Annotated in this window: 23 protein-coding genes; 13 read left to right on the top strand and 10 right to left on the bottom strand. The window is 59.5% G+C overall.

Annotated elements, in window-relative coordinates; genetic code table 11:
- Nucleotides 1-8: 8 nt before the first annotated feature.
- Together KGD89_RS10950 and KGD89_RS10945 are read right to left on the bottom strand one after the other, a co-directional pair.
- Complete coding sequence (locus tag KGD89_RS10950) at nucleotides 9-1,439, bottom strand: NAD-dependent succinate-semialdehyde dehydrogenase (protein ID WP_025259825.1); 1,431 nt, start codon at nucleotides 1,437-1,439, stop codon at nucleotides 9-11.
- 170 nt (nucleotides 1,440-1,609) lie between these two features.
- Complete coding sequence (locus KGD89_RS10945; RefSeq protein WP_025259824.1) at nucleotides 1,610-2,467, bottom strand: SDR family oxidoreductase; 858 nt, start codon at nucleotides 2,465-2,467, stop codon at nucleotides 1,610-1,612.
- Nucleotides 2,468-2,687: 220 nt separating this feature from the next.
- Here KGD89_RS10945 and KGD89_RS10940 point away from each other — a divergent pair, with 220 nt between their 5' ends.
- The 6 genes from KGD89_RS10940 to KGD89_RS10915 all read left to right on the top strand — a co-directional run bounded on the left by KGD89_RS10940 (nucleotide 2,688) and on the right by KGD89_RS10915 (nucleotide 7,620).
- Complete coding sequence (locus KGD89_RS10940) at nucleotides 2,688-3,278, top strand: amino acid synthesis family protein (RefSeq protein ID WP_025259823.1); 591 nt, start codon at nucleotides 2,688-2,690, stop codon at nucleotides 3,276-3,278.
- A 41-nt stretch (nucleotides 3,279-3,319) separates the two neighbouring features.
- Nucleotides 3,320-4,153, top strand: a complete 834-nt coding sequence (locus tag KGD89_RS10935) for an alpha/beta fold hydrolase (RefSeq protein ID WP_025259822.1) — start codon at nucleotides 3,320-3,322, stop codon at nucleotides 4,151-4,153.
- Nucleotides 4,150-5,631, top strand: coding sequence for an aldehyde dehydrogenase (locus KGD89_RS10930; RefSeq protein WP_025259821.1), 1,482 nt, complete (start codon nucleotides 4,150-4,152; stop codon nucleotides 5,629-5,631). Before KGD89_RS10935 ends, KGD89_RS10930 begins: the two co-directional genes overlap by 4 nt.
- Before the next feature lie 14 nt (nucleotides 5,632-5,645).
- Nucleotides 5,646-6,131, top strand: coding sequence for a flavin reductase family protein (locus KGD89_RS10925; RefSeq protein WP_025259820.1), 486 nt, complete (start codon nucleotides 5,646-5,648; stop codon nucleotides 6,129-6,131).
- A 171-nt stretch (nucleotides 6,132-6,302) separates the two neighbouring features.
- On the top strand, nucleotides 6,303-7,055 hold the full coding sequence (locus KGD89_RS10920; RefSeq protein WP_025259819.1) for a GntR family transcriptional regulator: 753 nt from the start codon (nucleotides 6,303-6,305) through the stop codon (nucleotides 7,053-7,055).
- A 1-nt stretch (nucleotide 7,056) separates the two neighbouring features.
- Nucleotides 7,057-7,620, top strand: coding sequence for an NUDIX hydrolase (locus KGD89_RS10915; protein ID WP_025259818.1), 564 nt, complete (start codon nucleotides 7,057-7,059; stop codon nucleotides 7,618-7,620).
- A 76-nt stretch (nucleotides 7,621-7,696) separates the two neighbouring features.
- Here KGD89_RS10915 and KGD89_RS10910 read toward each other — a convergent pair whose 3' ends face one another.
- Nucleotides 7,697-7,984 (bottom strand): DUF1330 domain-containing protein, encoded by a 288-nt coding sequence (locus KGD89_RS10910; RefSeq protein WP_025259817.1) that lies wholly within the window; start codon nucleotides 7,982-7,984, stop codon nucleotides 7,697-7,699.
- Between the two features lie 93 nt (nucleotides 7,985-8,077).
- Here KGD89_RS10910 and ribBA point away from each other — a divergent pair, with 93 nt between their 5' ends.
- From ribBA to KGD89_RS10885, 5 genes are all read left to right on the top strand, one after another.
- The gene (gene ribBA, locus KGD89_RS10905; RefSeq protein ID WP_025259816.1) at nucleotides 8,078-9,187 is read left to right on the top strand and encodes a bifunctional 3,4-dihydroxy-2-butanone-4-phosphate synthase/GTP cyclohydrolase II; all 1,110 of its coding nucleotides are present in this window, start codon (nucleotides 8,078-8,080) and stop codon (nucleotides 9,185-9,187) included.
- A 307-nt stretch (nucleotides 9,188-9,494) separates the two neighbouring features.
- Nucleotides 9,495-10,520, top strand: a complete 1,026-nt coding sequence (locus KGD89_RS10900) for an ABC transporter substrate-binding protein (protein WP_025259815.1) — start codon at nucleotides 9,495-9,497, stop codon at nucleotides 10,518-10,520.
- Nucleotides 10,505-11,461, top strand: coding sequence for an ABC transporter permease (locus tag KGD89_RS10895; RefSeq protein ID WP_025259814.1), 957 nt, complete (start codon nucleotides 10,505-10,507; stop codon nucleotides 11,459-11,461). The genes KGD89_RS10900 and KGD89_RS10895 overlap by 16 nt, the downstream gene beginning before the upstream one ends.
- A 3-nt stretch (nucleotides 11,462-11,464) precedes the next feature.
- Nucleotides 11,465-12,280 (top strand): ABC transporter permease, encoded by an 816-nt coding sequence (locus KGD89_RS10890; protein WP_025259813.1) that lies wholly within the window; start codon nucleotides 11,465-11,467, stop codon nucleotides 12,278-12,280.
- Entirely contained in the window at nucleotides 12,277-13,431 is a 1,155-nt protein-coding gene (locus tag KGD89_RS10885; protein ID WP_025259812.1) for an ABC transporter ATP-binding protein, read from the top strand. Before KGD89_RS10890 ends, KGD89_RS10885 begins: the two co-directional genes overlap by 4 nt.
- A gap of 141 nt (nucleotides 13,432-13,572) precedes the next feature.
- Here KGD89_RS10885 and KGD89_RS10880 read toward each other — a convergent pair whose 3' ends face one another.
- The 6 genes from KGD89_RS10880 to KGD89_RS25985 all read right to left on the bottom strand — a co-directional run bounded on the left by KGD89_RS10880 (nucleotide 13,573) and on the right by KGD89_RS25985 (nucleotide 17,405).
- Nucleotides 13,573-13,974, bottom strand: a complete 402-nt coding sequence (locus KGD89_RS10880; protein WP_025259811.1) for an ExbD/TolR family protein — start codon at nucleotides 13,972-13,974, stop codon at nucleotides 13,573-13,575.
- A 1-nt stretch (nucleotide 13,975) separates the two neighbouring features.
- Nucleotides 13,976-14,698: a MotA/TolQ/ExbB proton channel family protein gene (locus KGD89_RS10875; RefSeq protein ID WP_025259810.1), complete on the bottom strand. Its 723-nt coding sequence runs from the start codon at nucleotides 14,696-14,698 to the stop codon at nucleotides 13,976-13,978.
- A gap of 94 nt (nucleotides 14,699-14,792) precedes the next feature.
- A complete protein-coding gene (locus KGD89_RS10870) occupies nucleotides 14,793-15,605 on the bottom strand; it encodes an energy transducer TonB (RefSeq protein ID WP_025259809.1) in 813 nt (270 codons plus the stop codon).
- Between the two features lie 221 nt (nucleotides 15,606-15,826).
- Nucleotides 15,827-16,336, bottom strand: a complete 510-nt coding sequence (locus KGD89_RS10865; protein ID WP_025259808.1) for a copper chaperone PCu(A)C — start codon at nucleotides 16,334-16,336, stop codon at nucleotides 15,827-15,829.
- The gene (locus KGD89_RS10860; protein WP_025259807.1) at nucleotides 16,330-16,935 is read right to left on the bottom strand and encodes an SCO family protein; all 606 of its coding nucleotides are present in this window, start codon (nucleotides 16,933-16,935) and stop codon (nucleotides 16,330-16,332) included. Before KGD89_RS10860 ends, KGD89_RS10865 begins: the two co-directional genes overlap by 7 nt.
- Nucleotides 16,936-17,027: 92 nt before the next feature.
- On the bottom strand, nucleotides 17,028-17,405 hold the full coding sequence (locus tag KGD89_RS25985; protein WP_025259806.1) for a DUF2946 domain-containing protein: 378 nt from the start codon (nucleotides 17,403-17,405) through the stop codon (nucleotides 17,028-17,030).
- A gap of 347 nt (nucleotides 17,406-17,752) precedes the next feature.
- Here KGD89_RS25985 and KGD89_RS10850 point away from each other — a divergent pair, with 347 nt between their 5' ends.
- Nucleotides 17,753-20,248, top strand: coding sequence for a TonB-dependent receptor plug domain-containing protein (locus KGD89_RS10850; RefSeq protein ID WP_025259805.1), 2,496 nt, complete (start codon nucleotides 17,753-17,755; stop codon nucleotides 20,246-20,248).
- A 15-nt stretch (nucleotides 20,249-20,263) separates the two neighbouring features.
- On the opposite strand, the gene KGD89_RS10845 is transcribed toward KGD89_RS10850, so the two are convergent.
- Nucleotides 20,264-21,208 (bottom strand): helix-turn-helix transcriptional regulator, encoded by a 945-nt coding sequence (locus KGD89_RS10845; RefSeq protein WP_025259804.1) that lies wholly within the window; start codon nucleotides 21,206-21,208, stop codon nucleotides 20,264-20,266.
- A gap of 147 nt (nucleotides 21,209-21,355) precedes the next feature.
- On the opposite strand from KGD89_RS10845, the gene KGD89_RS10840 reads away from it, so the two are divergent.
- Nucleotides 21,356-23,359, top strand: coding sequence for a TonB-dependent receptor (locus KGD89_RS10840; protein ID WP_025259803.1), 2,004 nt, complete (start codon nucleotides 21,356-21,358; stop codon nucleotides 23,357-23,359).
- Nucleotides 23,360-23,376 lie beyond the last annotated feature (17 nt).

Below are 23,376 nucleotides of genomic sequence, written 5' to 3'. Positions count from 1 at the left end.
GGGCAGGTTTAGTTGAACTGCGTCACGAGCTTGGTATTGAGGTAGGCCTCGATGGCTTCGGTGCCGCCTTCGGAGCCGTAGCCTGAGTCCTTGATCCCGCCAAACGGAATCTCAGGCAGGCCAATACCCTGATGGTTGATCGACAGCATACCTGCCTCGATACCATTGCTCAGCGCCTGGGCAGTCTTCATCGAAGTGGTGAAGGCATAGGACGCCAGACCAAACGGCACACGGTTGGACTCGGCGATAACCTCTTCCAGCGTGTCGAACGGCACCAACAACGCAACAGGACCGAAAGGCTCTTCGTTCATGATGCGCATTTCACGGGTCAGACCGCTCAATACGGTTGGCTCGAAGAAATAGCCTGCCCCTTCAACGGCCTTGCCGCCCGTTTCCAGCTTCGCACCGGCACCCACTGCATCTTCGATCAGATCCGTCAGCGCCGGAATGCGGCGTTCATTGGCCACCGGCCCCATGGTCGTGCCCGCTTCCAGGCCATTGCCAACCTTGACTTCCCGGGTCAGCCCCACGAATTTCTCGGTGAAAGCCTCGAATACCTTGCGCTGTACCAGAATCCGCGTCGGTGAAACACAGACCTGACCGGCATTGCGGAACTTGGCGGTGGACAGCACTCGCGCAGCCAGATCCAGATCGGCGTCGTCGAAGACCAGTGCAGGCGCATGGCCGCCCAGCTCCATGGTGGCGCGCTTCATGTGCTGGCCAGCCAAGGCCGCCAGTTGCTTGCCTACTGGAGTGGAGCCGGTGAAGGTCACTTTGCGGATCACCGGATGCGGGATCAGGTAATTGGAGATCTCGGCAGGCACGCCGTATACCAGCCCAATCACGCCAGCCGGCACACCGGCATCGGCAAAGGCACGGACCAGTTCAGCAGGCGATGCCGGAGTTTCTTCCGGGGCCTTGATGATGATCGAGCAACCGGCGGCCAGTGCCGACGACAGCTTGCGCACCACCTGGTTGATCGGGAAGTTCCAGGGCGTGAACGCGGCAACGGGACCGACCGGCTCCTTGATCACCTTCTGCTCGATGGAAGGATTGCGCGACGGCACGAGACGGCCATAGCTGCGACGCCCCTCCTCGGCCAGCCAGTCGATGATATCGGCAGCGGACTGGGTTTCCATACGCGCTTCGGCCAGCGGCTTGCCCTGTTCCTGAGTCATGATGCGGGCAATGCTGTCGGCGCGCTCGCGCAGCAATTGCGCAGCCTTTTGCATGATCTTGTAGCGATCATAGGCCGAAGTGGCGCGCCAGGTTGCAAAACCACGTTCAGCTGCCGCCAGGGCTTCGTCCAGATCGGGAATGCTGGCATGGGCCACCGTTCCCAGCGACTGGCCGGTGGCAGGATCGATGACCGACAAGGTGCGGCCATCGCGGCTTGCACGCCATTGGCCATCGATATAGAGCTGAACATCGGGATACATGGCATTTCTCCTGAAGTTGATGCATGACTGAGTCGACCAACTTACGGGGATATACCCGTAAGAGTCAAGGCACAGTCAAGAATGAATGACAGATGCAAACAGTAACGACCTGCCAGCACCTCATCGACAGGCCGTCACTGTATGGGAGTGCAGCCAAAGCAGAATGTTCGCTACAAAATCGGCTTGCCGCCCGTCACGCTATAGAGCGCACCGGAGGTATAGCTGGACTGGTCTGAAGCCAGCAGCACATAAATCGGTGCCACCTCAACAGGCTGGCCCGGACGCCCCAGCGGCGTCTGGCTGCCGAAGTTGCGGACTTCTTCGTCCGTCATGGTCGACACGATCAAGGGTGTCCAGATCGGGCCCGGAGCGACACTGTTGACCCGGATTCCACGTTCGCCCAGCAGTTGCGCCAGGCCGCCGGAAAAATTGGCAATGGCGCCTTTGGTGGAGGCATAAGGCAGCAGGGTCGGCTTGGGCATGTCGGCGTTCACCGAACTGGTGTTGATGATCGAACTGCCTGCAGCCATGTGTGGCACTGCCGCCTGACAGATGCGGAATATCGCCGTGATATTGATATCGAAGGTCCTCACCCATTCTTCATCGGGGATTTCTTCAAAGGTTTCGTGAGTCATCTGGAAGGCTGCGTTGTTGACCAGCACATCGATACGGCCAAAGCGCCCGACGGTTTCTTCCACAATGTGGCGGCACTGCTCTTTCTGAGCAAGATCGCCCGGCAGCAACAAACACTGCCTGCCAGCCTGCTCGACCCAGCGAGCGGTTTCCTGAGCATCCTCATGCTCATCGAGATAAGAGAGCGCGACGTCAGCACCCTCTCGCGCAAAGGCAATGGCCACTGCGCGGCCAATGCCGCTGTCCCCGCCGGTGATCAGGGCAATTCTGTCTTGCAGTCGCTCAGAGCCACGGTAGCTCTGCTCGCCGCAATCGGGATAGGGCTCCATCTTCGCTTGCGAACCAGGCACCGATTGCGCCTGTTGCGGGAAAGGAGGTCTTGGGTAGTCAGTCATTTCTTTCTCCTGTAGTGGGCTGGAGGAAACGAAAACCGTCCATGGCCCATGAAATATCTGGCCTGTCAGCGCCGGACAACGTTCAAAGAACCACAGGACACCACTGACGAATGGTCGTCGAGGAAGGTTTTTGCAACCCGCTCGAATAAAGCACTTGCACACACAATCTTATGGTATACCATCATACGAAATACAACAGTGCTCGATCCGGGAGTCCTACATGAGCTTTGAAATTCGCAAGATCGTCAATTACACCGAAGAGACCTTCATCGAAGGCGGCAAGGCGACCGACAAACCGGTGACCATGGTCGGCCTGGCTGTCGTGATCAAGAACCCTTGGCTCGGTCGTGGTTTTGTCGAAGACCTCAAGCCTGAAATCCGCGCAAACTGCTCCGAGCTGGGCGAACTGATGGTCAAGCGCCTGACGACCGCCATCGGCGGTGCAGACAAGATCGAAGCCTACGGCAAGGCCGCAGTGGTCGGCGCCGAAGGCGAGATCGAACACGCTTCAGCGGTGATTCACACCCTGCGCTTCGGCAACCACTACCGTGAAGCGGTCAAGGCCAAGAGCTACCTGAGCTTCACCAACAAGCGCGGCGGCCCGGGCACTTCCATCCAGATCCCGATGATGCACAAGGATGACGAAGGCCTGCGCTCGCACTACATCACCCTGGAAATGCAGATCGAAGACGCACCACGCGCCGACGAAATCATCGTCGTGCTGGGCGCTGCCAACGGTGGCCGTCTGCACCCGCGCATCGGCAACCGTTATATCGACCTGGAAGAGCTGGCTGCCGAAAAGGCTCAGTAATCCCCTCCCAACAATAATGAATGCCTGCGCAGGAGCGATCCATGATTCAGCTCACCGCTGAACGCACCCCGGCCGGAACCAGTTATCTGGCCACCGGCCAGGGCCACCCTGTGGTGTTGATTCACGGGGTGGGTCTGAACAAAGAAATGTGGGGCGGCCAGATTGTCGGCCTGGCCCCGCATTACCGAGTCATTGCCTACGACATGCTGGGTCATGGTTCGAGTCCGCGCCCGGACCCGGATACCGGCCTGCCCGGTTATGCAGAACAACTGCGAGAATTGCTCGACCATCTGGGCCTGCCTCAGGCCACGATCATCGGCTTCTCCATGGGTGGGCTGGTTGCGCGGGCCTTTGCCCTGCACTTCCCGCAGCACCTGTCCGGCATGGTCATCCTCAACAGCGTGTTCAATCGCACGCCCGAGCAACGTGCCGGTGTCATCGCACGCACCAGCCAGGCCGCCGAACACGGGCCGGACGCCAATGCCGCAGAGGCCTTGTCGCGCTGGTTCAGCAGGGAATACCAGGCGGCCAACCCTGCACAGATCGCAGCCATCCGGCAGAACCTGGCCAGCAACGACCCACAGGGCTACCTGACCACTTACAAGCTGTTTGCCACACAGGATATGTACCGCGCCGAAGATCTGGGCGATATTCGCGCACCGACGCTGATTGCCACCGGCGAGCTGGACCCCGGTTCGACACCGGACATGGCCCGTCAACTGGCGATGCGTATCCATGGTGCAGAGGTTGCGATACTGCCCGAGCAGCGGCACATGATGCCGGTGGAATCGCCGCGTCTGGTCAATCAGGTGTTGCTGGACTTTCTCGACAAGTCGGCAGCTCTACATAATCCGGCAAAGGGAATCGTTGCATGACTCTCACGCGCTTTCAGATGTGCATAGACGGCCAATGGGTCGACGCACTTTCCGGCAAGACCTTCGACAGTCTCAACCCTGCATTGGCCGAACCCTGGGCGCAGTTGCCCGACGCCGATGAGGCGGACGTGGAGCGCGCCGTCCAGGCCGCACAAAAGGCCTTTGAAGACAAATCCTGGCGCGGGCTGACAGCCACGGCACGAGGCAAGCTGCTGCGCAGGCTGGGCGACCTGATCGCCGAGAACAAGGAACAACTGGCCCAACTGGAAAGCCGCGACAACGGCAAGCTGATCCGCGAAACCCGTGGTCAGGTGAGCTATCTGCCGGAATTTTTCCACTACACGGCCGGCCTTGCGGACAAACTCGAAGGCGGCACCCTGCCCCTCGACAAGCCCGATCTGTTTGCCTACACGGTCCATGAACCCATGGGCGTGGTCGCCGGGATCATTCCCTGGAACAGCCCGCTGTACCTGACAGCCATCAAACTGGCTCCGGCACTGGCAGCGGGCAACACCATCGTACTCAAGCCTTCCGAACACGCCTCGGCCACCATTCTGGAACTGGCGCGTCTGGCGCTGGAAGCCGGTATTCCGCCGGGCGTGGTCAATGTCGTGACCGGGTACGGCCCGAGTACCGGCGCCGCCCTGACCCGTCATCCGCTGGTGCGCAAGATCGCCTTTACCGGCGGCGCCGCGACTGCGCGCCATGTGGTGCGCAGCAGCGCCGAAAACTTCGCCAAGCTGTCCCTGGAACTGGGAGGCAAATCTCCCAACATCATCTTTGCCGACGCCGATCTGGACAGCGCCATCAATGGCGCGGTCGCTGGTATCTATGCCGCTTCGGGGCAAAGCTGTGTGTCGGGCTCGCGACTGCTGGTCCAGGACGAGATCTACGACGAATTCGTCGAGCGCCTGGCCGAACGCGCCAGCCGTATCCGCATCGGCAATCCTCAGGACGAAACCACTGAAATGGGCCCCATGGCCACTGCCCAGCAACTGGCCGTGGTCGAAGGTCTGGTGGCTGATGCACTGGCCGAAGGCGCACGCCTGCGACTGGGTGGCAAGCGGCCCGAAATGGCCAGCGAAGGCTGGTTCTACGAGCCGACCCTGTTCGAGTGCGACCGCAACTCCATGAAGATCATGCAGGAAGAGGTCTTCGGTCCTGTCGCGTCGGTGATCCGTTTCAAGGATGAAGCCGAAGCCCTGGCGATTGCCAACGACTCGCAGTTCGGCCTTGCAGCAGGAATCTGGACCCGGGATCTTGGCCGCGCACACCGTCTGGCACGGGACATCCGTTCAGGTATCATCTGGGTCAACACCTATCGAGCCGTATCTGCCATGGCCCCCATCGGCGGGTTCAAGAACAGCGGCTATGGCCGTGAGAGCGGCATTGACTCGGTCCTGGCCTATACCGAACTGAAAACGGTATGGATCAATCTATCGCAGGCCCCCATGCCTGATCCTTTTGTAATGCGTTGAGTGAGGCGGCGGCAATGATAGAACCCGGCATTTATAAAGAAGTCATGGCGTCCTTTCCTTCGGGCGTGACCATCGTCACCACACTGGACGCCGAAGGCGGTCTGGTAGGCATCACCGCCAGCGCTTTCAGCGCGCTATCCATCGACCCGGCACTGGTGCTGTTCTGCCCGAACTACGCCAGCGACACTTACCCTGTGCTGCGCGACAGTAAAAAGTTCGCGATCCATTTGCTCTCTGCCGAGCAGCAGGCTGAAGCCTATGCGTTCGCCAGCAAGGGCAAGGACAAGACCAAGGGTATCGAATGGCACCTGAGCGAGCTCGGCAACCCGTTGCTGAGCAAGGCGACGGCGATCATCGAGTGCGAACTGTGGCGCGAATATGACGGCGGCGATCACGCCATCATCGTCGGCGCGGTGAAAAACCTGATCCTGCCGGAAACACCTGCTACACCGATGCTCTACTACCGCGGCAAACTGGGGGCTCTGCCACCTTTTGCATGAGACGGGGTTCTTGGTAGTCAAGAGCAACGGCGTGATAAACTCGGCGTCTATCCGGGCGATGCAGGCCCGGTCATGCGTCAGCCAGGCCGGTTTTCAGGCTGACGCCATGAACGCGACCGCCTTGTTCTGGCCGTGTTTTTCACATAGACAGCCCCACTCCGAGCACACCCGATGAAACGCCTGCCACTCGACGACAACTTCAAGGTCAATCGCAATCCCGTTACCCTGCGCGAAATCGTGCTGGACAAACTGCGCAGCGCAATCATGAACTTCCAGCTTCTGCCGGGTGATCGTCTGGTCGAGCGAGATCTGTGTGATCGTCTCGGGGTCAGCCGGACCTCGGTGCGTGAAGCCTTGCGCCATCTGGAGTCCGAAGGTCTGGTGGAGTTCGCCGACGCCAAGGGGCCGCGGGTCGCGATCATCACGCTGGAAGATGCCTGCGATATCTATGAGCTGCGTTGCGTGCTCGAAGGGCTGATCGTGCAGCTTTTCACCCTGCGAGCCAAGGCGAAAGATATCCGTGCCCTGGAAAAGGCCCTCGAAGAGAACCGCAAGGCCCTCGACGATGGCGAGTTGCAACAGGTCATCGATTCGGTACAAAGTTTCTACGATGTACTGCTCGAAGGGTCTGGCAATCACATCGCCGCCACCCAGTTGCGTCAGTTGCAGGCTCGCATCAGCTACCTGCGGGCCACCTCGGTGTCACAGATCAACCGCCGCGGTGCCAGCAGCAAGGAAATGGAACACATCGTCGAAGCCATCAAGAGCGGCGACCCGCTGGCGGCCCACAAGGCTTCCGTCGATCACGTGCGCAACGCTGCCGCTGTGGCGCTGGAATACCTGAAATCCAAGCAGGACGATGACGCCAAGGTCCGCGACATCATTGCTCCGATTGCCATCAAAGAACCCCGAATAGGACGCTGACATGCCCGCACCGCGCTTTTGTCCGCAATGTGGCAGTGCCGATCTCGATCAGCGCATCCCACCGGGCGATACCCATGCGCGGCTGATGTGCGGCAGTTGCAATTACATTCATTACGTCAATCCGAAGATCATTGCCGGCTGCATCATCGAGCAGGAAGGCAAATACCTGCTGTGCCAGCGGGCAATCGCGCCACGCCCCGGCACCTGGACGCTACCGGCCGGTTTCATGGAGAGTGGCGAAACCACCGAACAGGCCGCCCTGCGGGAAGTCTGGGAAGAAAGCGGCGTACGCGCAGAAATCATCTCGCCCTACTCCATCTTCAGCGTGCCGAAGATCAGCGAGGTGTATATCGTCTTCCGCGCCATAGCCCTGGAAATCACCGGCCAGTTCGGGCCGGAGACCCTGGATTACAAATTCTTCGCCCCCGAAGACATCCCGTGGGACAGCATCTACTACCCTGCCATCCGGCAAATCCTCGAACGTTATATCGCCGAGTGTCAGGCCGGGGTGTATGGCCTGTACATGGGCAATGACGACACCGGCAAGGTGCATTTCATTCGGTGAATTGCCTCTGAGTGAGCGAATTTATTCGCGAAACGGCTCTTTGCGAATAAATTCGCCCCCCACACAAGTCACAACATCAAACCCCTTCGACAATCACGATCTCGGCCTTCGCCACACCCAGGCGATGCCTCATCGCTTCCTGATACTCGGCCGAGCGATAACAGGCCAAAGCCTGCTCATACGATTCAAACTCAATCACAACCGTGCGTTGCGGCGTGTCGCGGCCTTCGACGGCTTCGGAACGCCCACCACGAGCCATGAATTTGCCACCAAATAATTCAAATGCCGCTGGCGCTCGCTGGGTATATTCGCTGTACTGCTTAGGGTCGGTTACGTCCACGTTTGCAATCCAATAAGCCTTCATCGCGATCTCACTGTTTCAATGATAGGGAATCTGTGAAATATTCTGTCTTATGGTATACCACGATTTTTCATCCATAACACCGAGATCCTGAGTATGGCGTTCGATCGCATCGAAGACATCATTGAAGACTACCGTCAGGGCAAGATGGTCCTGCTGGTGGACGACGAAGACCGGGAAAACGAAGGTGACCTGCTGCTTGCTGCCGACCTCTGCACACCTCAGGCCATCAGCTTCATGGCCCGCGAAGCACGCGGCCTGATCTGCCTTACCCTGACCGACGAACATTGTCAGCGCCTGGGGCTGGAGCAGATGGTGCCCAGCAATGGCAGCGTATTCGCCACGGCGTTCACGGTTTCCATCGAAGCCGCAACAGGCGTCAGCACCGGTATTTCTGCCGCCGACCGAGCCCGCACCGTCCAGGCTGCCGTCAACCCAGAAGCCTGTGCCGACGACCTGGTACAGCCCGGCCATATTTTCCCGCTGCGCGCCCGCGAAGGCGGCGTGCTGACCCGCGCCGGTCACACCGAAGCCGGCTGTGACCTGGCCCGTCTGGCAGGCCTGACGCCTGCGTCAGTGATCGTGGAAGTCATGAACGATGACGGCACCATGGCCCGCCGCCCCGATCTGGAACTGTTCGCCGAAAAACATGGTATCCGCATCGGCACCATTGCCGACCTGATCCATTACCGCCTGAGCACCGAACACACTGTGGTACGCATCGGCGAACGCGAGTTGCCCACGGTTCATGGAACCTTCCGCCTGTTCAGCTACGAGGACCGGATCGAAGGTGGTGTACACATGGCCATGGTCATGGGCGACATCCAGCGCGATTACCCGACCTTGGTGCGAGTACACGTGGTTGATCCACTGCGCGACCTGGTAGGTGCCGAGTACACGGGCCCAGCGAACTGGACCCTGTGGGCCGCCCTGCAGAAAGTCGCCGAAGAAGGTCGCGGCGTGGTCGTGGTACTGGCCAATCACGAGTCCTCCCAGGCACTGCTGGAGCGTATCCCGCAACTTACCCAGCCGCCGCGTCAGTACACCCGTTCCCAGTCGCGCATTTATTCTGAAGTCGGCACTGGCGCACAGATTCTGCAAGACCTTGGCGTGGGCAAACTACGCCATCTGGGCCCTCCTCTCAAATACGCAGGACTGACCGGATACGATCTGGAAGTGGTTGAAAGTATTCCCTTTACTGGCTGATTTCAGTGCTGAAAGGAGGCAGGCAACAACGCTGAAGAAGAGACGTTCACCCCCGTAAAACAAGGTTTTCACCGGTAAAAAAAGCAAAATGAACAGGTTCCGACAGGGCAAAATACTTGCACAAAGTTTGGAATACCATAATATGACATTCCGTAGACCGAAGGTTTTGTCAGGTGCCCCCGCCAAGGGATAAGGCTAACAACAGTGCCCGACACGGTCGCCAGTTTCTCCGGTCCTCTGGACCTACTGCTCCCGAATACGCGGGCAAAAAAAGCCCGCTCAAAACACAACAAATGAGGGCGTGAAAATGGTGTTGAACAAACGAGCAACTGCAGCTCTTGCTGCCGGCATTTTGGCTATCTCGAGTCTCACAGCCATGGCCGCTGAAAGCGTCAACTTCGTCAGTTGGGGTGGTTCTACCCAGGACGCACAGAAGCAGGCCTGGGCAACGCCTTTCACCAAAGCCAGCGGTATCAACGTTGTGCTGGATGGCCCTACCGACTACGGCAAACTGAAGGCCATGGTTGAAAGCGGCAACGTGCAATGGGATGTCGTGGATGTGGAAGCCGACTTCGCCCTGCGTGCCGCCAGCGAAGGCCTGCTTGAACCCCTCGATTTCACCACCATCAAGCGTGACCGGATCGACCCTCGCTTTGTGTCTGACCACGGCGCCGGCTCGTTCTTCTTCTCCTTCGTACTGGGCTACAACGAAAGCAAGGTAGGCGCCAAAACCCCGCAAGACTGGTCTGCCATGTTCGACACCAAGACCTACCCCGGCAAACGCGCCCTGTACAAATGGCCGAGCCCCGGCGTACTTGAGCTGGCACTGCTGGCCGATGGCGTAGCCCCTGACAAGCTCTACCCGCTGGATCTGGACCGCGCCTTCAAGAAACTCGACACCATCAAGAAAGACATCGTCTGGTGGGGCGGCGGCGCTCAATCCCAGCAACTGCTGGCTTCGGGTGAAGCGTCCATGGGCCAGATGTGGAACGGTCGCGTCTACGCCCTGCAACAGGATGGCGCTCCAGTGGGTGTGAGCTGGAAGCAGAACCTGGTCATGGCTGATTTCCTGGTCGTCCCCAAAGGCGCCAAGAACAAGGAAGCTGCCATGAAGTTCATCGCCGAAGCGACCAGCCCCAAAGGCCAGGCCGACTTCTCGAACCTGAGCGCCTATGCACCGGTCAACCTGGACAGCATACCGCGCCTGGATTCGACGCTGGCGCCGAACCTGCCGACCGCCTATGCATCAGACCAGATCACTCTCGACTTCGCATACTGGGCCAAGAACGGCTCTGACATTGCGACACGGTGGAACGAATGGCTGGTCAAGTAAAAATGACGGCTATTGCTTCCCGTCAACCCAACCCGGCCGGTGGTGCGTCAAGCACCGCTGGCGCGGCTTGCACCAAGGCAGTGAAGATGCAGCCAAAAACGTCTTTGTCACAACGCTGGCGCGGCAGTCGCAACCTGCTCCCGGCACTGCTCTTTCTGGGGCTTTTTTTCTTCGCACCACTGATAGGCCTGTTGCTTCGCGGTGTGCTGGAACCCACTCCGGGCCTGGGCAACTACGAACAACTGTTCGCCAACTCCGCCTACGCCAGGGTGTTGTTCAACACGTTCTCGGTGGCGGGTCTGGTCACCCTGTTCAGTGTGCTGCTGGGTTTCCCGCTGGCCTGGGCGATCACCCTTGTGCCACGCGGCTGGGGCCGCTGGATTCTCAATATCGTGCTGCTGTCGATGTGGACCAGCCTGCTGGCCCGCACCTACTCCTGGCTGGTATTGCTCCAGGCTTCAGGGGTCATCAACAAGACACTGATGGCCATGGGCATCATCGATCAGCCGCTGGAGATGGTGCATAACCTCACAGGCGTGGTGATCGGCATGAGCTACATCATGATTCCGTTCATCGTGCTGCCGTTGCAGGCGACCATGCAGGCCATTGACCCGATGGTGTTGCAGGCCGGCTCCATCTGCGGTGCAAGCCCGTGGACCAACTTCTTCAGGGTGTTCCTGCCACTGTGCCGCTCGGGGCTGTTTTCCGGTGGTCTGATGGTGTTTGTGATGTCCCTGGGTTACTACGTCACCCCCGCTCTGCTGGGTGGCGCACAGAACATGATGCTGCCCGAGTTCATCGTCCAGCAGGTGCAGTCCTTCCTGAACTGGGGACTGGCCAGTGCCGCAGCCGCACTGCTGATCCTGATTACTCTGGTGCTGTTCTACTTCTATCTCAAGCTCCAGCCGGAATCCCCGGTCGGCGCCAGCAATGCGAGGTAAGCCATGCTCCTGACTCCCAATGCCATGAGCACGCGCCTGCGGGTCGGTCTGTACCTGACCACCGGGGTGATCGCGCTGTTTCTGTTGCTGCCGATCCTGTTCATCGTGCTGCTTTCGTTCGGCTCATCCCAGTGGCTGGTCTTCCCGCCACCGGGCTGGACCCTGAAGTGGTATCAGCAGTTCTTCTCCAATCCGGAATGGATGCAGGCGGCGATGTCAAGCTTCAAGGTCGCCGTACTGACCACCATCAGCGCCGTCGCTCTGGGCCTGCCCACAGCCTTTGCGCTGGTGCGTGGACGTTTTCCGGGCCGTGACATGCTGTACGGCATCTTTACCCTGCCGATGATCGTGCCGCTGGTGATCATTGCCGTGGCCGTGTATGCGCTGTTTCTCAAGCTTGGCTACACCGGCACGCTGTTTTCCTTCGTGGTCAGCCATGTGATCGTGGCGCTGCCATTTACCATCATCTCGATCATCAACTCGCTGAAACTGTTTGACCAGTCCATCGAGGATGCCGCCGTGATCTGCGGCGCATCGCGAATCCAGGCAGTGATCAAGGTCACCTTTCCGGCCATTCGTCCCGGCATGATCGCCGGCGCGTTGTTCGCGTTCCTGGTGTCGTGGGACGAGGTGGTCCTGAGCGTGATGATGGCCAGCCCGACCCTGCAAACCCTACCCGTCAAAATGTGGACCACTTTGCGTCAGGATCTGACCCCGGTCATTGCAGTCGCTTCGACGCTGCTGATCGCCCTGTCGGTGCTGGTCATGTTCATCGCCGCGACCCTGCGTCGCCGCAACGAAGCCAGGAGTACCTCATGAGTGCAGTGATCAAAGACAGCGCACAACACGACCCGAAAACCCTGGTCAGCCTGTGCAACCTGAACAAGCATTACGGCGATTTCGCTGCAGTGGACAATATCGACCTGGATATCCAGGACGGCGAGTTCCTGACCTTCCTGGGCTCCAGCGGCTCGGGCAAGAGCACCACACTGTCGATGCTGGCAGGGTTTGAAACACCCAGCTCGGGAGAAATCCTGGTAGGTGGCAAATCCCTGGTGAACGTGCCGCCCCACAAGCGGGATATCGGCATGGTGTTCCAGCGCTATTCGCTGTTTCCGCACCTGTCGGTACGCGACAACATCGCCTTCCCGCTGGCCATCCGCAAACTGCCGGCGGCCGAGCGCGACAAGCGTGTGGACGCCATGCTCAAGCTGGTGCAACTGGAACAATTCGCCCATCGCCGCCCTTCGCAACTGTCCGGCGGCCAGCAGCAACGTGTGGCCATTGCCCGGGCGCTGGTTTACGAACCACGCATTCTGCTGATGGACGAACCTCTGGGCGCTCTGGACAAGAAACTGCGTGAAGACCTGCAGGATGAACTGCGGCAACTGCATCGTCGCCTGGGCATCACCATTGTCTACGTGACCCACGACCAGGAAGAAGCCATGCGCCTGTCTCAGCGCATCGCGATCTTCAGCCATGGCAAGATCGTCGGCCTGGGCACCGGCTATGACCTTTATCAGAACCCGCCCAATGCCTTTGTCGCCTCGTTCCTGGGCAACTCGAACTTCCTGAAGCTCAAGGCACAGGGCAATGCGGTGGCGACGTTTGAAGGCAATCCCCTGTCGATCCGTCTGACTTCAGGCCTGAAAACCGATCAGGACGTGTTGCTGATGATACGTCCGGAGAAAGCTCAGGCCCTGAGCACTCAACAGGCCGAAGCCACCCCACTGGAGCATGGCTGGAACGAAGTCACGGCAAAGGTGACGGAAGTCTTGTTCCTGGGCGAAAGCCAGACCTGTGCGGTCGTCACTTCAGGCGGTACCGCCATGACCGTCAAGGCGCTTTCAGCCACCGGCTTGCAACTGAAAGCCGGTGATACCGTCCGCGTCCGCTGGGCCACAGCCGATGCCTGTATCTACACCCAATGGGCAGAAAGCGACCTGAACAAGGCGGCTGGGGCTCATTGAGTCCTACCCCTTTCGCGAATGAATTCGCGCCGTGCGGGAGCGAATTCATTCGCGAAAGACCATTGAATACCACACAAAAAAAAGGCCGTACCTACCTGAGGGTACGACCTTAAAGGCTTCACTGTCTTGAAGGGTATTGCTCTATTTGGCAGTAATCACCGACAACTTGGTGATGCCTGCACGTTCGATCGAGGCCATGGCGCGGGCTACTTCGCCGTAGTTCACGCCGTTGTCTGCCTGAAGTTGCACACGAACCTGCGCATCCTTGGCCTTGGCGGCCTGAAGGTTGGTTTCCAGCAGGTCTGCCTGAATCTCGTCCTTGTTGATGAACACCTTGCCTTGTCCGTCAATGCTCACTACCAGCGGGTCCTTCTGCTCTGCCGGAGCGACCGCTTCGGTCTTGGGCAGGTTGATCGGGATCGAGTTGGTCAGCAGCGGCGCGGTCACGATGAACACCACCAGCAGTACCAGCATCACGTCCACCAGAGGCGTTACGTTGATTTCGCTGAGCACTTCATCATTGTCTTGAGTGGAGAAGGCCATATCAGGACGCCTCCTTCACTTTCTGGCTGGCACCGGCGCCATTCTTGGTCAGAACCGGGTGCAGCAGGACACGGAAAGAGTTTTTCTGCGCCAGGCTGTAGAAGTCATGGGCAAAGTCGTCCAGGTCGGCGGCAGTCAGTTTCAGGCGACGCAGGAAGTAGTTGTAAACCAGTACCGCAGGTACCGCGACCGCGATACCGACACCGGTAGCGACCAGTGCAGCACCGATAGGACCGGCCACCGTTTCCAGGCTGGCGGAACCCGCTGCGCTGATGCCCTGAAGTGCAGTCATGATGCCCCACACCGTACCGAACAGGCCGATGAAGGGCGAGGTGCTGCCGATACTGGCCAGAACAGCCAGGCCGGTTTCCAGCGAGCGACGTTCACGCACGATCTGCTGGCGCAAGGCGCGCTCCAGGCGATCCTGATGATTGATCGACTGGCTCAGGTCGGTCTGCTGACCGCCTTCATGAACCTGGATGGCGGCATAACCGGCCTGGGCAACACGAGCGGCAGCACCAGGCTGTTGCTGAGCCAGTTCAGCGGCCGAATCCAGGCTGGAGGCCGCCCAGAACTGCTTGTGGAACTTGCGATCCTGGGATTTCAGACGTGAAAACTGTACGCCCTTGAGCAAGGCCAGGCCCCAGGTCGCGACGGAAAAGACCACCAGCAGCCAGATGACGGCGTGTTCGATGGATTCAAAAGGGGATGCCAGTAGATTCATGATCTGTACTCTCGTGCTGTGCTGATACGTCAGGTTCTGGTGTTGCGATGCTCCTTTTGTCAGGTGGCTCGCATTGAAGCGTTGAAACCGTTATTTATTTGATCTTGAAGTCGATGGGCACGCTGACCCAGCCATCCTGGGCGACATCGCCCTGCTTGGCGGGAACGAAGCTCCAGCGCTTGACTGCCGTTACTGCGGCTTCGTCGAGCGAATCACGACCACTGCTTTTCTGAATCTGAATCTCGCCCGGTTTGCCGCTGGCCAGTACATGCACTCGCAACAGGACCGTCCCTTCCCAACCGCGGCGCATGGCCAGCGATGGATATTCCGGAGCCGGATTGCGCAGGTAACCGGCGCTGGCCGAAGCCGGCGTCACGGGTGCTGGCGCAGGCGGTGCCGGTGGCGCAGGCGCTGCAATCGGTTGTGGCGGTGCAGGTGGTGCGGGCGGCTGCTCAACGGGCTTGGCAACAGGCTTTGGAGTCGGCGGTTTGACGACCGGCTTGGGTTTTGGCTTGGGCGGTGGCTTGACGGCCAGCTCATCCTCAACGGGAGGCGGCGGCTCGACCACAGGTTGAACGATTGGCTCGGGCGGCGGTGGCGGCGTTTCAACCACGGGCGGCGCGGGCTGGGAAAATTCGATGGTCATCGGCGGAATTTCCGGCGGGACGATCGGCAGAACAGGGGTTGGAGTCTGGCTCAGCCAGTAAATCACTGCACCATGCAGCACCAAGGCAAATGCACCCAGCAGAATGCCTTCCCGACGTCCCAGAACAGGCTTGGGCGTGCGCTGCAACCGCGATTGCGCCAAGGGTCCCCGAAAAGGACGCCCCAGATCGACCAATTCGCCGCTCGGCGTTTGGCGCCAAGGCACTTCATGTGCACTGGCTGCGGTCTGGACATTGCCCATTGATACACTCCTGCATTTTTTCAGTAAAAATCCAGGTTCTGTTGGTATCAGTCACCTTTCCAATTTGGTAGCGCCGGGCAATCATCCATGATCGCGCTTGTTCCTGAAAAGAATATTTAGTTCTCCTGTTATTCATAAATTGAATATAAAACCTCACCCATCAAAAAGCCCCGGCATGCACGAACATGGCGGGGCCTGGAGCAGACTGGGGTAAACCTCAATCAATGACCGCTATGATCGCCATGGCCGGAATGCCCCTGAGCCGTCAGGGCCCTGACAGGCGCGCTGACCTTGATCGACTCCTTGACGCCCTTTTCGTCCTCGACGGTCAGGGTCAGCGGCACCTGATCACCCTCCTTCACCTGAGCCACCAGGCCCATGAGCATCACGTGATAGCCGTTGGAGTCCAGCACAACCGTCTTGCCAGCCGGCAGGTCGATGGATTTGACCTGCTGCATGTTCATCACATCGTTCTTCATGCTCATCTGATGGATCTGCACGTCTTTCGCAGCAGGCGAACTGACCTCAACCAGCTTGCCGCCCGTGCTCGACGTGATGTTCATGAAAGCGCCGGTCGCTGGCTGCCCGGCAACCGTGGCACGCACCCAGGCATCGTCCACGGTGGTCTGCGCATGGGCCTGAAGGCTGACACCCAGCATGGACAGAGCCAGCAGCAGGCTTTTGCACGGGGTAGCGATCAGGGCATTACGGATCAGAGTAGTCATCAGCATACTTCCATCAAAGTGAGCAAATCTTCTGCGCATTGCTGCGCGGACAGCGAGTGAGACAGGCCAAGGCGCAACACGCCACGGGTATCGAACACATAGCTGGTGGAGGTGTGGGAAATCGTATAAGTGTCGCCCAGCGGCACCTTCTCGTAGAACACGCCGAATTCCTTGGCCGTGGCCGCGGTTTCTTCCAGGGTGCCGGACAGTGCCACAAAGCTTGGATCGAAAGCCTTTACATAGGATTCGATGACTTGCGGCGTGTCACGCTCCGGGTCCAGGGTGATGAACACCACCTGGAAGGTATCGGCATCGGCGCCCATCAGCTTCTTGATCTGCGCGGCACGGGCCAGCGCAGTCGGGCAGACCGCCGGACATTGGGTGAAGCCGAAGAACACCATCGGCATGTAACCCCGGAAATTCGACAGGGTCAGCACGTCGCCATGAGTGTTGCGCAGCCTGAAGTTGCGCCCGATGATCTTGTTGCTCAGATCCTTGCCGTACTTGAACGGCAAGGCATTGGAGTTATTGCAACCGGTCAGAACGCCAAGGCTCAGCAAGGAGAGGCCCGCGACCACTTCGCGACGGGTCAGGTATTGAGTCATGCATTACGGTCCTTTGAAGGAAAACAGGCAAGGCATGCAGCACGTCACATAACGGATGCGCTGCAGACAACCAGTGAACGCAAGACGGGGTTTCAGGGCGCCTGCGGCACCAGCCCCGGCGAAGTGTGACGGGAGGACTCGCGCATCAGGCCCGGCGGGATACGCAGCCTGACATTGCGCGAGCGCAGCAGCCAGCCCAGTCCGATGAAGAACACCACGAAACCGGTCAGCTTGCCGGCAAAAGTGCAGTCCAGCATGGCCAGTTGCATGACCAGTGAATGCCTGGCCTCGTCCGGGCCTTCCATCGACATGGAAGTGTCCGGGTTATCGCCACAGATATCGGCGGCTGCTACAGAGGAAAACGTCCCCAGCATCTGCCCATGGCTGATGCTGCACATGAACCCATTGAACAGGATGAAGCCATACAGCATCCAGGCAATGAGCGAGCGGTGAGTTCGGACGAATTTCATGGCGGCGAATCTACCACTCTCACGCTCTGTCGAACACCGCGAATCCACGGACGGCATGCAGGCAAAGGCATGAAGCGTGCGGTTACGGGCCACAACCCGAGGTGCGACAAAGTGGCGCAGGCAGCACAACAGGGATGCCAGGACCGCTCGAGAACGGTTCATTCCCCTCGAACAAAATGCAATTTATTTATCTATAAACAATATTTAAATTCAAATAATTCATAATTAGCTTATACCGAAAAGAACTTTCACAGGACTGTTTCATAACCATATATTCCCGCTTACAGACCGACCCTTACCCGTGGAGGCTCAGAAAAACTTCTCGAAACTGACAAGGATCACTCCCCATGGCCTCCACTGCTCGCGCAGCCAGAAAGCCCCTGCCCCCTCATCTGTTGAAAGGCATCGCCTTTGCCGGCCTGGGCTTGATAACGCCCGTGCAAGCAGCAGAAGAAACCGGCAATGACACACGCCTGGACAAGGTCACGGTCATCTCCACCGGGATTCGCGGCACCGAACGCACGGTGACCAACAGCCCGGCGCCCATCGATATCGTTACCAGCGAACAACTGCTCAAGACCGGCCGCGCCGATCTGACCGAAGCCATCGCCAAGCTGCTGCCTTCGTTCAACTACGGCACCAACGTCGCCGGCTACAACTCCACTATCCGCCCCTTGTCCAACCGCAGCCTGGCACCGGCTTATACATTGGTGCTGGTGAACGGCAAGCGACGCCATAACAGCGCCCTGCCCGCCAACGGTTCCACCGACAGCAGCGGCGCCAACTCGGTGGACATTGACATGATCCCCGTCAGCGCGGTGGAGCGCATCGAAGTCCTCAAGGACAGCGCCGCCGCTCAATATGGCTCCGATGCCATTGCGGGCGTGATCAACGTGATCCTCAAGTCCAGCGCCCAGGGCGGCCACCTGGGCGTGACCTACGGAAAGCTCTACAGTGGCGAAGGCGAAGTGACCAAGTTTGAGGGCGACAAGGGCTTTAAGCTGGGGGATGGAGGTTTCCTGCACCTGTCCGCCGATGCGCGCAAACGCGGCGATGCCAGCTGGAATGAAAAGGCTACCAATACTGCCTATTTCCCCGGCGACCCTCGGGAAGCGACCTGGGACCGGGTAGGCGTCAAGAACGGCGACCCGCAGATCAAGGCCTTCAACCTGGCCTACAACGCCGAACTGCCACTGGATGATCAGACAAAGCTGTATTCCTACGGCACCTATGGCCAACGCGACGCCATCATCAATAACTACTTCCGCTACCCCAATGGCAACGCCAACATCCCGGAACTGTTCCCCGACGGCTACTACCCGCTGAACAATCTGGACGACACCGACTACCAGTACCTGATCGGTGCCAAAGGCGAATCCCTGGGCTGGAACTGGGACCTGAGCACCACCTACGGACGCAACAACAATCATCAATACAGTGACCTGACCATCAACCCGTCACTGGGTCCGGCTTCACCGACTTCGTTCGATGACCTGGCGACCTATCGCTTCGAGCAGTGGGTCAACAACCTGGATATCACCCGCGCCTTTGACGGCGTGTTCGGTGTGCCGTTGCAGGTTTCCGCAGGGCTCGAACATCGCTGGGAGCGCTTCCGGACCTTCGCCGGTGATGCACAGGCCTATCAAGTGGGTGGCTATCGTTTCCCGGCCTCGCTGCCCAATGGCCAGCCCAATCCGCTGGCAGGCCAGTTGGCGTCGATTGCCGCACAGGCTGCGGCGGTCATCTCGCCTCAGGATGCAACCAGCATCAAACGCAACAACTATGCAGCCTATGTGGACTTCGGCATCACGCCCATCGAGCCACTGTTCATTGACCTGGCCCTGCGCGCAGAGCACTTCGATGACGACTCGGGCAACACCCTCAGTGCCAAGCTCAACTCCCGCTACGAATTCACCGACACTTTTGCGGTGCGCGGCACAATCGGCACAGGCTTTCGGGCTCCCTCCCTGACCCAGATCGGCTACAGCATCTCCGATAACCGGGTGGGTACAGCCCCTGACGGTACCGTCGTGCCCGCCGTGACCCGCATCGCGCCGGTCAATTCGTCCCTGGCCCAGGCGCTGGGCGCCACACCTCTGGACCCGGAAAAGTCCCGCAACCTGGGCCTGGGCGTGACCTGGCAACCGGCGCCGCGCACCAGCCTGACGGTCGATGCGTACTGGATCGAGATTGCCGACCGCATCGCACGCACCGAAAGCCTGTATGGCCCGGCACTGGCGCCGATTCTCACCGCCCAGAACGTCGACACCAGCACCTGGACCTCGTATTACGCCAACGCTTTCGACACCCGCACCCGCGGCCTGGATATCGTGCTCGATCATTCCAGCCGTTATGGTGCCTTGGGTGATGTGCGCTGGAGCGCAGGATTCAACTACAACAAGACCATCATCACCGACGTCAAGAGCGAGCCCTCAGCCTTACAGGGCCTGGGCGACAACACCGGCGGCAGCCTGACCTGGGTCGGCCGTGCCCGGGAAGGCGATCTGACCGACGCGCAACCAAAAACCAAATGGGTGCTGGGTGCCAACTGGACCCTCGGCGACCTGGGCGTGAACCTGCAGACCACCCGTTACGGCAAGGTCAAGACGCTGCAGCAACTGGAGAGTGGCGACCGCAGCTTCGGCGCCAAATGGATTACCGATCTGGACCTGTCCTATACCCTCCAGGAAAACATCACGGTCAGCCTGGGCGGCACGAACATTTTCAATGTGCGCCCGGACAAGAACGCAATCCCTTCGGCCAATGGTCTGAACCTCTACAGCAACCCGCCGTTCTATCCGGGTGGCGGGTTCTGGTACAGCAAGATCGCTTATGACTTCTGAAGCACGTCTTGCGGATCAGAATGGATCGACACCGGCCCGGATCGCCACCTCATCAATGCCATTGGCAGCCAGCGTGCTGAAGTGCAGCGGGTTGATGCCGTAGTAGCGGCGAAAAACCTTGGCGAAGTGGCTGGCGTTGGAATACCCGACTGCCGCCGCCACTTCGCTGACCGATCCCCGCTGCTTGAGCAATTGCGCGGCCCGCTCGATACGGACTTTCTGCAGATAGCCGTACACGCCGCTGTCATAGACGTCACGAAAGCCCTGCTTGAGTTTCTTGGTATTGAGTTCCACACACTGAGCCAGTGACTCGATGGTCCAGTCCTGTTCCGGATGAGCCTCAAGCAGCTTGCGCGCACGCTCCACACGGGCCAGATCACGGCCACCGGCACTGAGCCCGGTGAACCGCGCAAGGTCCTGGATATGTGCAGTCAGTTGCCCGAGCATTTCATAGGCCTTGCCCCGCAACAGCAAGTCCCTGGCAACGCCCTCCAGCCGACAGCCCAGCATTTCCTGGCCGATACGCCTGACGACGTGAGGTGCCGGAAACTGTGCCAGGCGTGCTGCGCTGTCCACCGTGCGGGTTTTCTCCCATGGGCCGTCGTACTCGAACAGTTGCGTGGCCAGGTCCAGCATGCCCAGCCGGTGAGCGGCGAAGCTGATATTCACCCCGCGCCAGCGCGTCCCCGCCGGAACAAAGCCCACGCCCTGCAGCGGCACCGTAGAGTGAAACAGACAACAGTGATCCTCGCGCCAACTCAAGGGTGAGGTATCGGCAAAACTTCGCCAGCCCGCGCAATTGGCGTGATAAGACACTGTCAGCGATGCCTCGCAAGAGGCATCCAGATGCCGGTCTTCATCGACCTGCCATTCGATCAGGCGGATGTCGAGTTCGTCCCCCACCTCCTCGGTGAGCACCTTGGGCAATTCATAATCAGCGCGGTAATGATTAAGGCTCATGGGCACACACTCTTTTGGGAATCAGACTCAAATGATAACACTTATCAACTATAGTGCCGATTGCGCGCATTTATACCCCGATCGCACGCGCAACAACATAACCATAACCAGAAGATAGCGGCTTCCACTTACCAGCCGAGTCTTCCCATGCAGCGCTCTACCCTCAGTCTGGCGATCACGCTCGCCCTATCCGGCCAGGTTCTGGCGGACGATGTTCTGAACTTGCCGGAAATGCAAGTGACTGCCAGCAAGCGAACCCAGGCCCAGGATCAGACCGATCTGGCGCTTTCGGTTGCCAGTGAGACTGACCTTGAGCGTGCCAACGTCTATAACAGCGGCGAGCTGGAAAGAGTATTCCCCGAACTGCTGGTGCGTAATACCGGTGCCGGCGTGTTCCCGAGCCTGAGCATGCGCGGCATTTCGTCTTCGGACCCTTACAACGCGCCAGTGGCAATCTACGTCGATGGCGTCCCGCAATACCTGGGCACCTTCAATCAGCAACTACTCGACGTCGAACACATCGAACTGCTCAAAGGGCCGCAAGGCACCCTGTACGGACGCAACGCCCATGCCGGTGCGCTAAACATCATTACCCGCCAGCCGGACAACACACCGACGGCGACGATACAAAGCCGCTTCAGCAACCTGCACCAACAAGTCGCCGTCAGCGGCTCGGCACCACTGGTTGCGGACAAGCTGTTCATCCAGGGCACGGTCTACCACGATGATACCGATGGCGAGCTGACCCGCAGCGAACATCATGGCGACAGCGACAACGGTGGCGGCAATGTCGCACTGACCTTCAGGCCCAACGAAGACTTCAGTCTGAAACTGGCCTATGCCCGTGACCGGCTAACGTCCTACAACGAGCAATATCTGGCCGACGAAACCTATGAGAAGCGCCGGGCCAGCGTGCCGTTGATGGAATCGGTCTACGTGCGCCGGGTGGAAACCAGCAGCGCAAGCATTGACTGGAACCTCAGCGACTCGCTGAAATTGACGTCCATCACGTCCCTGCAGAATTACCGTCACGAGCGTCTGTTCGGCGACATGGGTTTTCTCTGGCCGGAAGCTCAGCGCACCGTCAGCCAGGAACTGCGCCTTTCCACACAGGGTGAAGACCGTGCCTGGGATGCGGTCGGCGGCCTGTACTGGCAGAAGAGCCGCAGCCATTCAGAACGGACTCCAGACGCTGGCGCCCCGCTGTTCGGCGTGTATGGCGCAGCCGACAGCCGCATCGAGAACACCGAAAAAGCCGTGTTCGGCGAGTTCATCTGGCACCTGGCGCCGCGCTGGGACCTGACCCTGGGCGCCCGTCACAGCGAGGAAAAGGCCGAAACCACCTACAACCAGGTGGACGCGCTGTTCACACCGGGCTTCGTCTATAAAGGCAACGACACCTTCACCAGCACCACGCCCAAAGTGGCGCTGGGCTTCCAGGTAACGCCCGATACCCGCCTGTACGCATCGGTCAGCAAAGGCTTCAAGGCCGGTGGCTACAACCGCATTGGCTCGATCACTTCCGACTCGGTGGCGTACTCGCCGGAAAAATCGCTGAACATGGAAGTCGGCGTCAAATCCAGCCTGCTGGACAAGCGTCTCTGGCTGAATGCGGCGCTGTACCGCATCGATATCGACGATGTGCAGCAGTTCATCGGCGCCGCAGGCACCGGTACCCAGGCCTTGAGCAACATCGGCAAGGCCCGCAGCGAAGGCGCGGAAATGTCTCTGGACTGGCGCGCCGACGAAGCCACCCTGATTCGTCTGGCCGGCACCGTCAACCGTAACCGCCTGCTGGACTCCGACCGTCAGGGCAACAGCCTGACCTACACGCCCGGACGCACCTTGCGTGCCTCGGCAGAACGCAGTTTCTACTTCGATAACCTGCTGGGCGAGCTGCGCCCGAGTGTCGGCATCAGCTACACCGGCCAGCACTACTTCGATGTGGACAACGAAGTCTCGCAAGGCGGTTACAGCCTGGTGGACGCCCGCCTTTCCTGGCTGCCCAAACCGGACCTGGAACTGGCGCTGTACGGCAACAACCTGGGGGACAAGGACTATCGCACCTACTCCTACATCACCTCCGGCGCCCAGTTCAGTCAACCCGGCCAAGGCCGCGAACTGGGCGTGAGCACCAAAATAACCTTCTGACGCGAGACACGTCGGGA

This window comes from Pseudomonas cichorii (assembly GCF_018343775.1).
GTDB classification, from domain to species: domain Bacteria; phylum Pseudomonadota; class Gammaproteobacteria; order Pseudomonadales; family Pseudomonadaceae; genus Aquipseudomonas; species Aquipseudomonas cichorii.
The sequence above is the reverse complement of the archived record's forward strand: the minus strand, read 5'-3'. Positions and strand labels throughout refer to the sequence as shown.

Bases quoted from the DNA above. Each gene is read 5' to 3' on its own strand.
- KGD89_RS10885 (WP_025259812.1), top strand. From the start codon at position 12,277: ATGAGTGCAGTGATCAAAGACAGCGCACAACACGACCCGAAAACCCTG.
- KGD89_RS10840 (WP_025259803.1), top strand. From the start codon at position 21,356: ATGCAGCGCTCTACCCTCAGTCTGGCGATCACGCTCGCCCTATCCGGC.
- KGD89_RS10910 (WP_025259817.1), bottom strand. From the start codon at position 7,984: ATGAAGGCTTATTGGATTGCAAACGTGGACGTAACCGACCCTAAGCAG.
- KGD89_RS10900 (WP_025259815.1), top strand. From the start codon at position 9,495: ATGGTGTTGAACAAACGAGCAACTGCAGCTCTTGCTGCCGGCATTTTG.
- ribBA (WP_025259816.1), top strand. From the start codon at position 8,078: ATGGCGTTCGATCGCATCGAAGACATCATTGAAGACTACCGTCAGGGC.
- KGD89_RS10935 (WP_025259822.1), top strand. From the start codon at position 3,320: ATGATTCAGCTCACCGCTGAACGCACCCCGGCCGGAACCAGTTATCTG.
- KGD89_RS10920 (WP_025259819.1), top strand. From the start codon at position 6,303: ATGAAACGCCTGCCACTCGACGACAACTTCAAGGTCAATCGCAATCCC.
- KGD89_RS10865 (WP_025259808.1), bottom strand. From the start codon at position 16,336: ATGCTGATGACTACTCTGATCCGTAATGCCCTGATCGCTACCCCGTGC.
- KGD89_RS10890 (WP_025259813.1), top strand. From the start codon at position 11,465: ATGCTCCTGACTCCCAATGCCATGAGCACGCGCCTGCGGGTCGGTCTG.
- KGD89_RS10870 (WP_025259809.1), bottom strand. From the start codon at position 15,605: ATGGGCAATGTCCAGACCGCAGCCAGTGCACATGAAGTGCCTTGGCGC.
- KGD89_RS10895 (WP_025259814.1), top strand. From the start codon at position 10,505: ATGGCTGGTCAAGTAAAAATGACGGCTATTGCTTCCCGTCAACCCAAC.
- KGD89_RS10875 (WP_025259810.1), bottom strand. From the start codon at position 14,698: ATGAATCTACTGGCATCCCCTTTTGAATCCATCGAACACGCCGTCATC.
- KGD89_RS25985 (WP_025259806.1), bottom strand. From the start codon at position 17,405: ATGAAATTCGTCCGAACTCACCGCTCGCTCATTGCCTGGATGCTGTAT.
- KGD89_RS10915 (WP_025259818.1), top strand. From the start codon at position 7,057: ATGCCCGCACCGCGCTTTTGTCCGCAATGTGGCAGTGCCGATCTCGAT.
- KGD89_RS10930 (WP_025259821.1), top strand. From the start codon at position 4,150: ATGACTCTCACGCGCTTTCAGATGTGCATAGACGGCCAATGGGTCGAC.
- KGD89_RS10945 (WP_025259824.1), bottom strand. From the start codon at position 2,467: ATGACTGACTACCCAAGACCTCCTTTCCCGCAACAGGCGCAATCGGTG.
- KGD89_RS10845 (WP_025259804.1), bottom strand. From the start codon at position 21,208: ATGAGCCTTAATCATTACCGCGCTGATTATGAATTGCCCAAGGTGCTC.
- KGD89_RS10880 (WP_025259811.1), bottom strand. From the start codon at position 13,974: ATGGCCTTCTCCACTCAAGACAATGATGAAGTGCTCAGCGAAATCAAC.
- KGD89_RS10950 (WP_025259825.1), bottom strand. From the start codon at position 1,439: ATGTATCCCGATGTTCAGCTCTATATCGATGGCCAATGGCGTGCAAGC.
- KGD89_RS10860 (WP_025259807.1), bottom strand. From the start codon at position 16,935: ATGACTCAATACCTGACCCGTCGCGAAGTGGTCGCGGGCCTCTCCTTG.
- KGD89_RS10940 (WP_025259823.1), top strand. From the start codon at position 2,688: ATGAGCTTTGAAATTCGCAAGATCGTCAATTACACCGAAGAGACCTTC.
- KGD89_RS10850 (WP_025259805.1), top strand. From the start codon at position 17,753: ATGGCCTCCACTGCTCGCGCAGCCAGAAAGCCCCTGCCCCCTCATCTG.
- KGD89_RS10925 (WP_025259820.1), top strand. From the start codon at position 5,646: ATGATAGAACCCGGCATTTATAAAGAAGTCATGGCGTCCTTTCCTTCG.